The 12,354-nt window shown below is 63.7% G+C and carries 8 protein-coding genes and 2 pseudogenes; 6 read left to right on the forward strand and 4 right to left on the reverse strand.

The annotated features are described in order from the left end of the window. Window positions 1-183: 183 nt before the first annotated feature. The 3 genes from acnB to ACCQ05_RS11910 form a co-directional block, all read right to left on the reverse strand. Entirely contained in the window at window positions 184-2,775 is a 2,592-nt protein-coding gene (gene acnB / locus ACCQ05_RS11900; RefSeq protein WP_372390418.1) for a bifunctional aconitate hydratase 2/2-methylisocitrate dehydratase, read from the reverse strand. A gap of 66 nt (window positions 2,776-2,841) precedes the next feature. Next, window positions 2,842-3,252: a type II toxin-antitoxin system VapC family toxin gene (locus ACCQ05_RS11905; RefSeq protein WP_011259444.1), complete on the reverse strand. Its 411-nt coding sequence runs from the start codon at window positions 3,250-3,252 to the stop codon at window positions 2,842-2,844. Then, window positions 3,249-3,497 carry an AbrB/MazE/SpoVT family DNA-binding domain-containing protein gene (locus tag ACCQ05_RS11910; protein ID WP_016903180.1) on the reverse strand — a complete coding sequence of 83 codons (249 nt, stop codon included), beginning with the start codon at window positions 3,495-3,497 and terminating at the stop codon, window positions 3,249-3,251. The genes ACCQ05_RS11905 and ACCQ05_RS11910 overlap by 4 nt, the downstream gene beginning before the upstream one ends. Window positions 3,498-3,644: 147 nt before the next feature. Between ACCQ05_RS11910 and acnA the strand changes: the two genes are divergently transcribed. Further along, a complete protein-coding gene (gene acnA, locus ACCQ05_RS11915) occupies window positions 3,645-6,413 on the forward strand; it encodes an aconitate hydratase AcnA (protein WP_372390420.1) in 2,769 nt (922 codons plus the stop codon). A gap of 139 nt (window positions 6,414-6,552) precedes the next feature. On the opposite strand, the gene ACCQ05_RS11920 is transcribed toward acnA, so the two are convergent. Further along, window positions 6,553-6,999: a nuclear transport factor 2 family protein gene (locus tag ACCQ05_RS11920; RefSeq protein ID WP_372390422.1), complete on the reverse strand. Its 447-nt coding sequence runs from the start codon at window positions 6,997-6,999 to the stop codon at window positions 6,553-6,555. 97 nt (window positions 7,000-7,096) lie between these two features. On the opposite strand from ACCQ05_RS11920, the gene rpfB reads away from it, so the two are divergent. The 5 genes and pseudogenes from rpfB (at window position 7,097) to ACCQ05_RS11945 (ending at window position 12,351) form a co-directional block, all read left to right on the forward strand. After that, entirely contained in the window at window positions 7,097-8,779 is a 1,683-nt protein-coding gene (gene rpfB / locus ACCQ05_RS11925; RefSeq protein WP_372390424.1) for a fatty acyl-CoA ligase RpfB, read from the forward strand. A 22-nt stretch (window positions 8,780-8,801) separates the two neighbouring features. Beyond that, window positions 8,802-9,260: pseudogene (locus ACCQ05_RS11930) on the forward strand (hypothetical protein); the annotation flags it as partial. A gap of 43 nt (window positions 9,261-9,303) precedes the next feature. Next, entirely contained in the window at window positions 9,304-9,933 is a 630-nt protein-coding gene (locus tag ACCQ05_RS11935; protein ID WP_228964924.1) for an imm11 family protein, read from the forward strand. Between the two features lie 322 nt (window positions 9,934-10,255). After that, a pseudogene (locus tag ACCQ05_RS11940) lies at window positions 10,256-11,590 on the forward strand (hypothetical protein); the annotation flags it as partial. Between the two features lie 113 nt (window positions 11,591-11,703). Then, window positions 11,704-12,351, forward strand: a complete 648-nt coding sequence (locus ACCQ05_RS11945) for a DUF1629 domain-containing protein (RefSeq protein ID WP_104540888.1) — start codon at window positions 11,704-11,706, stop codon at window positions 12,349-12,351. Window positions 12,352-12,354: the final 3 nt, after the last annotated feature.

Genomic DNA, 12,354 nt, shown 5'->3' on the forward strand with positions numbered 1-12,354 from the left:
GCGGGCGCTACTTTAGTGCGACCCAGCGCACTTTTGGTTGCAGAATGTTGCAGCGCCATGCACGAGTTAGCTGGGATTGCTCTTGGCTGCCACTCGCGGGACACGCATGCGAACCGATAGCCGGAAAAGCGAAATGCCCGGCAGTGCCGGGCATTTCGTCCAACGCTTCGCTGCAGCAGCGGATCAGGCCGCCACGGTCTCGGCCACGTCCTGATACTCCTGGATCTGATCGAAGTTCATATAGCGATAGATCTGCTCGCCACTGGTCTTGATCACGCCCACATCGGCCATGTATTCCTCCTTGGTCGGGATCCGGCCCAGACGCGAGCAGATCGCGGCCAGTTCGGCCGAACCCAGGTACACGTTGGTGTTGCGGCCCAGCCGGTTGGGGAAGTTACGGGTGGAGGTGGAGAACACCGTGGCACCTTCGCGCGCCTGCGCCTGGTTGCCCATGCACAGCGAGCAGCCCGGCATTTCCATGCGCGCACCGGCCGCACCGAAGGTGCCGTAATGGCCTTCCTTGGTCAGCTCGGACGCATCCATCTTGGTCGGCGGTGCCACCCACAACCGGGTCGGGATGTCGCGCTTGCCTTCCAGCAGCTTGGCGGCGGCACGGAAGTGACCGATGTTGGTCATGCACGAGCCGATGAACACTTCGTCGATCGCCGCGCCGGCCACGTCGGACAGCGTCTTGACGTCGTCCGGGTCGTTCGGGCACGCCACGATCGGCTCATGGATGTCGGCCAGGTCGATCTCGATGACCGCGGCGTATTCGGCATCGGCATCGGGCTCGAGCAGCTGCGGATCGGCCAGCCACTCTTCCATCTTCTTGATGCGGCGGCCCAGCGTGCGCGCATCGGCGTAGCCTTCGGCAATCATCCAGCGCAGCAGGGTGATGTTGCTGGTCAGGTATTCGATGATCGGCGCTTTGTCCAGGCGCACGGTGCAGCCGGCCGCCGAACGCTCGGCCGAGGCATCGGACAGCTCGAACGCCTGCTCCACCTTCAGGTTCGGCAAGCCTTCGATTTCCAGGATACGGCCGGAGAAGATGTTCTTCTTGCCCTGCTTGGCCACGGTCAGCAGGCCGTCCTTGATCGCATACAGCGGGATCGCGTTGACCAGGTCGCGCAAGGTCACGCCCGGCTGCATCTGCCCCTTGAAGCGCACCAGCACGCTCTCGGGCATGTCCAGCGGCATCACGCCGGTGGCGGCGGCGAAGGCCACCAGGCCGGAGCCGGCCGGGAACGAAATACCGATCGGGAAACGGGTGTGCGAGTCGCCGCCGGTGCCCACGGTGTCGGGCAGCAGCATGCGGTTGAGCCAGCTGTGGATCACGCCATCGCCCGGACGCAGCGACACGCCGCCACGGGTGGAGATGAACTCCGGCAGGGTGTGGTGGGTCTTGACGTCCACCGGCTTCGGGTAGGCGGCGGTGTGGCAGAACGACTGCATCACCAGGTCGGAAGAGAAGCCCAGGCAGGCCAGGTCCTTGAGCTCGTCGCGGGTCATCGGGCCGGTGGTGTCCTGCGAGCCCACCGAGGTCATCTTCGGTTCGCAATAGGTGCCCGGGCGCATGCCCTGGCCTTCCGGCAGCCCGCAGGCGCGGCCGACCATCTTCTGCGCCAGCGAGAAGCCCTTGCCGGTGTCCGGCGGGTCCATCGGCAGGCGGAACAGGTCCGAGGCCGGCAGGCCCAGGAACTCGCGCGCCTTGGCGGTGAGGCCACGGCCGACGATCAGCGGAATGCGGCCGCCGGCGCGCACTTCGTCGAACAGCACGTCCGACTTCATCGCGAACTCGGCAATCACTTGCCCGTTCTTCAGCGCCTTGCCGTCGTACGGACGCAGCTCGACCACGTCGCCGTGCTCCATCTGCGACACGTCCAGCTCGATCGGCAATGCGCCGGCGTCTTCCATGGTGTTGTAGAAGATCGGGGCGATTTTGCTGCCCAGGCACACGCCGCCGAAGCGCTTGTTCGGGATGTACGGAATGTCTTCGCCGGTCCACCACAGCACCGAGTTGGTCGCCGACTTGCGCGAAGAACCGGTGCCCACCACGTCGCCCACGTAGGCGACCAGGTGGCCCTTGTCCTTGAGATCGGCAATGGCCTGGATCGGGCCGCGCTTGCCGTCTTCCTCCGGCTCGAACGCCGCGCCGTCGCGCTTGTTCTTCAGCATCGCCAGCGCATGCAGCGGGATGTCCGGGCGGGTGGTGGCATCCGGGGCCGGCGACAGGTCGTCGGTATTGGTTTCGCCCGGCACCTTGAACACGGTGACGGTCAGGCTCTGCGGCACTTCCGGCTTGCTGGTGAACCACTCGGCGTCGGCCCAGCTCTGCAGCACGGCCTTGGCGTGTGCGTTGCCGGCTTCGGCCTTTTCCTGCACGTCATGGAACGCGTCGAACACCAGCAAGGTGTGCTTGAGCGCCTCGGCGGCGGTGGCGCCCAGCTCGGCATTGTCCAGCAGGTCGATCAATGGCTGGATGTTGTAGCCGCCCAGCATGGTGCCAAGCAGTTCGGTGGCGCGCGTGGGGCTGATCAGCGCGGTGGTTTCGGTGCCGAAGGCCACCGCGGCCAGGTACGAGGCCTTGACCTTGGCGGCATCGTCCACGCCGGCCGGCACGCGCTGGCTCAGCAGCTCGACCAGGAATTCTTCTTCGCCGGCTGGCGGTGCCTTCAACAGCTCGATGACCTCGGCGGTCTGCTGCGCGGTCAGCGGCAGCGGCGGGATACCGAGCGCGGCGCGCTCTGCAACGTGGTGGCGATAGGCTTCCAACATGCGGGTTCTCCAAAAAAGACAGCGGTGAATGTGTAAAAACGTCAGACGTGGATCAGAAGGCGTGGATCAGGCAACGGGCTTGGGGACGGTGATCTTCAAGCCCTTGAAGTAGTCGCGGAAGAAGCCTTCGTCGCGGGTGATCAACCCGTCGCACTGGAGCATCGCGTGGGCGCCGATCAGAAAATCCGCCACCACTCGTTCGCGCTTGCCGCCGCGCGCACGGAAGCGCTTGTTCATATGGCCGGCGCGTACCGCCGCCGCTTCCTGGGTGGCTTCGTAACGCACCCCGATCGAGGCCAGGGTTTCCATCAGGTCGACCTGGGTGTCCAGCATGGCCAGCACCTCGGCCACCACCGCGTCGCAGACCACCACCTCGTCGCGCGCCAGCGCATCGCCGATGCAGATTTCCGACACTTCGCCATAGACCGGATCGCCGATCAGGATGTCCAGCAGTACCGAGGAATCCAGGGCGATCATGGGTCGAACGGGTCCCCGGGCGCGCGGCCGCGAATGGCGCGCATGGCCTCGTCCGTGCTGGTCAGGCCATCGACCAGCTTGAACTTGCCGCGCACCTTGCGCAGCGCCTCGCTGACATCCTTGCGCAAGATGATGCGCCCACCATCGAGTTCGATCTTGAGCGTGGTGCCCTTGGTCAGGCCCAGGGCATCGCGCACGGCCTTGGGCAGGGTGATCTGTCCGCGTTCGGCAACGGTGGCTTCCATGAGCATGCTCCAGAAAGTATGCACGCATGATACGTACTTCGACCGTCGTACTCAAGCCGGCAGATCGTTCCAGACACACCGTACGTACACACTGAATCGCTCAGAATGAGCGCCTACCTAAAGCCTTCGACGCCATAGGAGTGACGCATGAGCGATTCCTTTTCCACCCGCACCTCGCTCGAGGTCCACGGCAAGCGCTACGACTACTACAGCCTGCCGAAGCTGGGCGAACGTTTCGATATCGGCCACCTGCCCTACTCGATGAAGATCCTGCTGGAGAACCTGCTCCGGCACGAAGACGGCGGCGTGACCGTCGGCAAGGACCACATCGAAGCGGTGGCCACCTGGGACCCCACCGCCGAGCCCGATATCGAGATCGCCTTCATGCCCGCGCGCGTGGTGCTGCAGGACTTCACCGGCGTGCCCTGCGTGGTCGACCTGGCTGCGATGCGCGATGCGGTGGTCAAGCTGGGCGGCAAGGCCGACCAGATCAACCCGCAGATCCCCTCCGAGCTGGTCATCGACCACTCGGTGCAGGTGGACGTGTTCGGCAAGCCTGACGCGCTCGACCTCAACGGCAAGATCGAATTCCAGCGCAACCAGGAACGCTACGGCTTCCTGCGCTGGGGGCAGAAGGCATTCGAAAACTTCAAGGTGGTGCCGCCCAATACCGGCATCGTCCACCAGGTGAATCTGGAGAACCTGGCGCGGGTGGTGATGAGCGCCGACAGGGACGGCACCCTGGTCGCCTACCCCGACACCGTGTTCGGCACCGACAGCCACACCACCATGATCAATGGCATCGGCGTGCTGGGTTGGGGCGTGGGTGGCATCGAGGCCGAGGCCGCGATGCTGGGCCAGCCCTCTTCGATGCTGATTCCGCAGGTGGTCGGCTTCAAGCTCACCGGCAAGCTGCCCGAAGGGGCCACCGCCACCGATCTGGTGCTCACCGTCACCCAGATGCTGCGCAAGCTGGGCGTGGTGGGCAAGTTCGTCGAGTTCTATGGCGAAGGCCTGCAACACCTGCCGCTGGCCGACCGCGCCACCATCGGCAACATGGCCCCGGAATACGGCGCCACCTGCGGCATCTTCCCGGTCGATGAGGAATCGCTGACCTATCTGCGCCTGTCCGGCCGCAGCGAAGAGCAGATCGCGCTGGTGGAGGCCTATGCCAAGGCGCAGGGCCTGTGGCACGACGCCAATACCCCGCACGCGCAGTACAGCGCCACGCTGGAGCTGGACATGGGCCAGGTCAAGCCGTCGCTGGCCGGGCCCAAGCGCCCGCAGGACCGCGTGCTGCTGGAAGACATGCAACGCAACTACCGCGAAAGCCTCAAGCCGTTCGCCGAGGCACGCAGCAAGAAGCCGACCGATCTCAAGCAGGAAGATCGCCTCAAGAACGAAGGCGGCGGCGGCACCGCGGTCGGCGCCAAGGCTGCGCAGGCCGAGCACGCCGGCGACAGCGGCGCCGGCTGGCAGCTGCGCGACGGCTCGGTGGTCATCGCCGCCATCACTTCGTGCACCAACACCTCCAATCCGGCAGTGATGCTGGGCGCCGGCCTGCTCGCGCGTAACGCCGCAGCCAAGGGGCTGAAGGCGCAGCCATGGGTGAAGACCTCGCTCGGGCCGGGCTCGCGCGTGGTCACCGACTATCTGGAAAAGGCCGGCGTACTCGCCGACCTGGAGAAACTCGGGTTCTACGTGGTCGGCTATGGCTGCACCACCTGCATCGGCAACTCCGGCCCGCTGCCGGAAGACGTGTCGGCCGCCATCGCCAAGGACGATCTGGTGGTGACCTCGGTGCTATCGGGCAACCGCAACTTCGAAGGCCGCGTGCACCCCGAAGTCAAGATGAACTACCTGGCCTCGCCTCCGCTGGTGGTGGCCTACGCCATCGCAGGGACCACCGACATCGACCTCACCACCGAGCCGCTGGGTACCGGCAGCGACGGGCAGCCGGTGTATCTGCGCGACATCTGGCCGAGCAACAAGGAGATCGGCGACACCATCGCCGCCACCGTGGGCCCGGAGATGTTCAAGCAGAACTACGCCGACGTGTTCAAGGGCGATACGCGCTGGAACACGATCGCCTCTCCGGATGGCGCCCTGTACGAGTGGGATGCCGCATCGACCTACATCAAGAACCCGCCCTACTTCGACGGCATGACCATGCAGGTGGGCAGCGTGGACGACGTGCACGGCGCGCGCATCATGGGCCTGTTCGGCGACTCGATCACCACCGACCACATCTCCCCGGCCGGCAACATCAAGAAGGACTCGCCGGCAGGCCGTTTCCTGCAGGAACGCGGCGTGCAGCCGGCCGATTTCAACAGCTACGGCAGCCGCCGCGGCAACGACGACGTGATGGTGCGCGGCACCTTCGCCAACATCCGCATCAAGAACCTGATGTTCGGCGGCGAGGAAGGCGGCAACACGCTGTACTACCCGGCCGACGGCGGCCAGCCGGAAAAGCTGGCGATCTTCGATGCGGCGATGAAATACAAGGCTGATGGCGTACCGCTGGTTGTGCTGGCCGGCAAGGAATACGGTACCGGTTCCTCGCGCGACTGGGCCGCCAAGGGCACCAACCTGCTCGGGGTCAAGGCGGTGATCGCCGAGAGCTTTGAGCGCATCCACCGCTCCAACCTGGTCGGCATGGGCGTGCTGCCGCTGCAGTTCCTGGACAACGAGAACGCGCAGAATCTGGGCCTGGACGGCTCCGAAGTGCTGGACATCACCGGCCTGCAGGACGGCGCCAGCCGCCGTGCCACCGTCGATGCGAAGAAGTCCGACGGCAGCGTCAAGCAGTTCCAGGTCAAGGTGCTGCTGCTGACGCCCAAGGAAGTGGAGTACTTCAAGCACGGCGGCCTGCTGCAATACGTGCTGCGTCAACTGGCTGCACGCAAGGCGGCGTAATTCCCGTCACCGCGTACTGGCCCCGACATTCCCGCCTGCTGGCGGGAATGTCGTTTTTGGTCCGGCAGTGCCTGGCTCTGGAGGGCTGGGCAACGTAGAGGCCGCCGTCTGGCGCGACGCCCCCACCCGACTTTCCGGCCTAGCGACCTGCCGGCGCCCATTGCGCGTGGTAGAGCCGCCAGTCGCCGTCCTGCAGGCGCCAGCCGGTGGTCAGCTGGTAGGTCTGGGCCTGCTCGGGCAGCCAGCGGCCGTCGCCCCCGGTGAGCAGCGCGGTGAAGCTGGCGGTGGCGGTCGCGCCTTTTAGCTGCACGTCCACCGGCCCCAGGGTGACGCCGATCTTGCGGTTGCCCAGCAATTGCAGCTGCAGCAGGAGGCGCAGACCGGCCGCATCCAGGCCCTGCTCGCCCACGAAGTCTGCCGCCACCGGCTGCATCGCCTTGCCGACATCGCGCGCCTCGATCGCGGCCTGCATCTGCGCCACGGCCTGGCGCACGCGCTGCTCCGGCGCCGGGCGTGCGCACCCGGCAAGCAGCGCCATCCAGGCGAGCACCATCGCCCACCGCCACCAATGAATATTGCCCTGCATCACGCTTCGCCTTTTCCATTCATGACGGTATGCTGCCAGCTGTTACAGCGCCGTGGAACACACCGCGGCGCATCGAGAACACCCTGGAGGGGGGCAGATGAATCAGGCACGTCCTTGGTTGCAAAGTTATCCGGCCGGCGTAAGTGCCGAGATCGATCTGGAACAGTTCCGCACGGTGGCCGAGGTATTCGCCACCTCCGTTGCGCGCTTTGCCGATCGTCCTGCGTATCACAGCTTCGGCAAGACCATCACCTATCGCGAGGCCGACCAGCTGGTCGAACAATTCGCCGCCTACCTGCTGGGCGAGCTGCAATTGAAGAAGGGCGACCGCGTGGCGCTGATGATGCCCAACTGCCTGCAGTATCCGATCGCCACCTTCGGCGTGCTGCGTGCCGGGCTGACGGTAGTCAACGTCAACCCGCTCTACACCCCGCGCGAATTGAAGCACCAGCTGATCGACTCCGGCGCCAGCGTGCTGGTGGTCATCGACAACTTCGGGACCACCGTGCAGCAGGTCATCGCCGAGACGCCGGTCAAGCAGGTGATCACCACCGGCCTGGGCGACATGCTCGGGTTCCCCAAGGGAACGCTGATCAACTTCGTCGTCAAGTACGTCAAGAAACTGGTGCCGGACTACCGCATCGACGGCGCGATCCGCTTCCGCGAGGCATTGGCGCTGGGCCGCAAGCACAGCGTGCCCACGCTGCAGATCGAAGCGGACGACATCGCGTTCCTTCAGTACACCGGCGGCACCACCGGCGTGGCCAAGGGCGCGATGCTGACCCACCGCAACCTGGTCGCCAACATGCAGCAGGCGCACCAGTGGATCGCCGGCACCGGCCAGCTGGAGGAAGGCAAGGAAGTCGTCATCACTGCCCTGCCGCTGTATCACATCTTCGCTTTGACGGCCAACGGCCTGGTCTTCATGAAGGTCGGCGGCTGCAATCACCTGATCAGCAACCCACGCGACATGCCCGGCTTCGTCAAGGAATTGAAGAAGACCCGCTTCACCGCGTTCACCGGCGTCAACACGCTGTTCAACGGCCTGCTCAACACCCCCGGCTTCGACCAGATCGATTTCTCCTCGCTCAAGATGACCCTGGGCGGCGGCATGGCGGTGCAGCGTTCGGTGGCCGAGCGCTGGAAGAAGGTCACCGGAGTGACCCTGGTCGAGGCCTATGGCCTGACCGAGACCTCGCCAGCGGCCTGCATCAACCCGATGAACCTGAAGGACTACAACGGCTCGATCGGCGTGCCGATTCCGTCCACCGATGCCTGCATCAAGGACGACGCCGGCGCCCCCCTGCCAATCGGCGAGATCGGCGAGCTGTGCATCAAGGGCCCACAGGTCATGAAGGGCTATTGGAAAAAGCCCGAGGAAACCGCCAAGGTGATGGATGCCGAGGGCTGGTTGCATACCGGCGACATCGCACGCATGGACGAGCAAGGTTTCGTTTACATCGTCGACCGCAAGAAGGACATGATTCTGGTGTCCGGCTTCAACGTCTACCCGAATGAGATCGAAGACGTGATCGCCACCCTGCCCGGCGTACTGGAAGTGGCAGCGGTCGGCGTGCCCGACGAAAAATCCGGTGAACTCGTCAAGGCGGTGATCGTAAAGAAAGACCCTGCCCTGACCGCCGACGACGTGAAGGCGCATTGCCGTGCCAACCTCACCGGCTACAAGCAGCCCCGAGTGATCGAATTCCGCAAGGAATTGCCCAAGACCAACGTCGGCAAGATCCTGCGCCGCGAACTGCGGGACGCGCCGAAGGCGTAGTCGCAAGCACGACCACTACGCGGCGATCCGACGCCCGCAATGCCACCACGCATTGCGGGCGTTTGCATTTCGCGCCGGAACGCCACGGGGATTGACCAAGCGGCAGGCGTTGCCGGATCCGCACGTTCTGACCGACTCAAATGGCCAGCGCTACTACCGCAACATGGACGATCAGTGGACGAGCCACGGCGCTCCGCCCGATGCCAATCGCGTGCTGGAACTGGAAACCACGCGCGCCATGCTGCAGCCGGCGCTCGCCGAGCATGCCCAGGCGATTGCAGCCATCGGGCAGTCGCCACCGTCGCCGCAGGACGTGCAGCGCGAGCAGACGCTGTATAGCTACCGCATCGTAGGCACCGAGTTGCAGCCGCAGTGGCGCGAAGCAATCGAACTGGCGACGCAGCGCACGCGCGAAGCGGAAGGACTCGCGGGCGATGGTGGTGCTCTTGGAGGTGATGGCACTCCCCGCCATCTCAAGCAAACAGTTTGCTACGCTTGACCGATAAAGCGTCTTGGAGAAAAGAGTGTCTACCCAGAATGCACCCAGGAAAGGCGAGTTCTATATCCTCAGGTCCGACATGCGTGGCGGGGGGCGCGGGCATGGCGTGGAATTCGAGAACGAAGATGCCGTGCCGTTTTCCATTGCTGACAGCCTACCAGGGGAGGATGCAGGCCTGGCCGCATTGAAGGAAACCCCGCGGCTGCGCTACGACAGCCGCATTGGCGATATGCCCAATGACATGCACAGTGGATTCAAGAGTTACTGGCTGGTCTCAGAGCCACTGAAGCAGGTCCTTGAAGCTGCGGACCCGGAGGGGTTTGCCTTCGCGCTATGCGACTTCCGATTGGAAGACGGTACGCCGGGGGCACCGCACTATCTCTGCGAGGTGGTGCGGATTATCGATGCCATCGACGAGGAGGCGTCCACCGTCAAGGTGTTGACCGGGTATCGGAATGGAAAGTATTACGACATTACGGGTGGTGCCGATTTCGCTTTCAAGAAGGACGTTGTCGGAGCTGCACATGTCTTCAGGACACCTTATACAGCAGATGCCTTTTGCGATCGGTTCTTGCGCGACACCTTGATCGCGCATGGATTTGGCAAATCGCCCAGGACGCGCGGCGTCTGGTTGATAGACGCTTTCGGTTGCTGAGCAATACATTTCCGACATTTTGATGGAGTGAAAGCAGATGCCGTCCGGTAACGTCATCCTTGAAAGTCATCATGTCATTGAAAACACCGTTTTCCGTGATCACAGGTTGCTCAAGAAATTGCTTGAGCATGGCTTGATCGACAAGGATGTATCGACCAACCGCCTTTATCTTCCGGTAGATGGCAAGCTGGCTGACGAAATCGAAACATCCCCACACCGCGGACGCACGCGCAGTTCCTACACGAAGGGAGTTATTGGTTATCTCGAAAAAGTGCTTAACTCCCCAGATGGCGAAGCCGCCATGCGCAACGACGCTGCAGCATTGAAGCGCGTCGCCGCCCAGGTCCATGACCTGCAAGACACCCTCAAAGTCGCCCTGATCAACGGCGACATGTTCGCAACGACGCCGGATCACTTGACCAAGGCCGAGACCAACGCGCAAAACCGCAGAACTCTCTTCGAGATTGATCAGTACCGCGCCATCCACGCCGACCAACTGAAGACGCTGCGCTCAATGAGCCCTGTCGAATCCGAATGGGCCGCGATCACGCACTCCGAGCAGCGGATCACACAGGTGATCGACGCCGCACGCACGACCGGCAAAAATCTGGTCGCTGTCCCGGATGAGCGCGATGCCGTGATCCGCGAGATCGCCGGCCGCGAAGAATTTCGCATGGCCATCGCGCATGCCGAAGAGGCCGGGCGTGTCACGTTGTCCGAGTCGAATGCGGCGTTGGTCCAGCAGGTCTTGGATGACACGCCGACAACCATCGGCGGTGCTGCGCGCAGCATCCGCCAAGGCGCAGGCGCCACACCGCTTCCGTCGTACACACCAGTATCGCAACGCGGCTTCGCCACCGCCGAATTGCTGGCAGGCGAGCTATCGGCAGGCCAGGCACTGCGCACCGCCGGCCTGCTCGCCACCGCCGCAGATGCCGTCGCCTCCGGCCAACGCGCCACGCACTTGCTCGGTCAGGACAACCCGCTGGCTGCGCAGTCGGAACTGGCGCATTTCGCCGGGCGCAATGTCGGTGGCTGGGCCGGCGGCACGGCAGCGGCCTACGCGCTGGGCAGCTCCGGCGCCGGGCCGATGGTGCTGATCGCCGCCGACGCCTATTTCATGAGCGTGGCCGGCGAGAAGGCCGCCGCGTTGCTCGATAACCGCGCGATCTACCACCAGACCGATCGCGATGGCACGCAGTGGTCCTTCGATGGCCGCGCCTGGGCGCGGGACGGCATGGCCGATACAACCGGCGATGGGATCGACAACCCCACCGCCACGCCCATCGTCGCCAGCTACCAAAAGGCCCGAGAACTCAATTACCAGGCTACCAATGCCGCCGCCGCACTCGCTCTCAAAGATGCACCCACACCGCAGGATCCTTACCAGCAGCCGGCCAACGCCACCGACCGCCCCAGCCTGAGCCCGGCCGACTGGAAGCGCGACCCGGCAGCCGGCCAATGGCATCGCCTGGTCAAGACCGCGATCTCCGGTGCCAACGAGCGCGGCAGTTACGTGCAGGAGACCGCATTGCCGCCTCGCGCGGCGGAACTGGAGGCGCAGGCGCAGGCCACCATCGCCCGCAACATCGCCAACAGCCCAGGGGCGATCGCCGCGCGCTATGAACTGGCCTACCACCGCAGCGGCTGGGCCGCCGTGCAAAGTGAAGACAAACTAGCGAGGATTTCGCCAGCGCGGCTCTTAATGTTGCAAAAATAGTATTTTTTGCTAACCATCGAACTAAAGATAAATCAATTGAAGCAACCTCAATGAACAGCAACTTGAATGCCGCGAAGGGACTTTTCTACATCCTCGATCCGGATATCCGCGGCGGCGGCCCTGGAACCGATGTTGAAATTGCCAACGAAGAAGCCCTTTTGACACCTCCACGCTTGATCATTCGGCCCGTGGAAGGCGGATTTCCTACGCTGGCGGAAACGCCGCTTCTGGCTCACGCGCGCAACTCAAAAAGGCGCCCTCGAGATCTCGAAGGGGGATTTAGTGGCTACTGGCTGGTCTCTGAGCGACTCAAGCGCGCTTTCGAGTCAGTGGACGCCGAGGGCTTTGCATTTGTTCCCTGCGATTACGCATTGCCAGACGGCTCGAAGGGCCCACAGCATTACCTATGCGACGTGGTTCGGACAATTTTTGCGCTGGACAAATCCAACTCTGAATTTCAGACGCGAATAGCCCGGGACCACGCGGTGAATCAAGATGTGGAAATGATTACGTTTTCGGGAGGCGCGAAGCTATTCTTCAAGAAAGAATTGATTGGGGATGCCCATGTCTTCAGGATGGGAGAGGATCCATCCAGCGTGATCTGTGATCGCACGATGTATGAAGCGATACGAAGCGCGGGAATTGGAGTGAAACCTAGCTCCGATGGCCTGTGGTGGAAGGACGCCGCCGATTTCTAGTGG

The sequence above is a fragment of the Xanthomonas sp. NCPPB 3582 genome (genome assembly GCF_041475735.2).
GTDB lineage: Bacteria > Pseudomonadota > Gammaproteobacteria > Xanthomonadales > Xanthomonadaceae > Xanthomonas > Xanthomonas codiaei.

Excerpts from the sequence above, each read along its gene's own strand:
- ACCQ05_RS11920 (WP_372390422.1), bottom strand. The coding sequence starts at position 6,999 with ATGCAGGGCAATATTCATTGGTGGCGGTGGGCGATGGTGCTCGCCTGG.
- ACCQ05_RS11910 (WP_016903180.1), bottom strand. The coding sequence starts at position 3,497 with ATGGAAGCCACCGTTGCCGAACGCGGACAGATCACCCTGCCCAAGGCC.
- acnB (WP_372390418.1), bottom strand. The coding sequence starts at position 2,775 with ATGTTGGAAGCCTATCGCCACCACGTTGCAGAGCGCGCCGCGCTCGGT.
- ACCQ05_RS11945 (WP_104540888.1), top strand. The coding sequence starts at position 11,704 with ATGAACAGCAACTTGAATGCCGCGAAGGGACTTTTCTACATCCTCGAT.
- ACCQ05_RS11905 (WP_011259444.1), bottom strand. The coding sequence starts at position 3,252 with ATGATCGCCCTGGATTCCTCGGTACTGCTGGACATCCTGATCGGCGAT.
- rpfB (WP_372390424.1), top strand. The coding sequence starts at position 7,097 with ATGAATCAGGCACGTCCTTGGTTGCAAAGTTATCCGGCCGGCGTAAGT.
- acnA (WP_372390420.1), top strand. The coding sequence starts at position 3,645 with ATGAGCGATTCCTTTTCCACCCGCACCTCGCTCGAGGTCCACGGCAAG.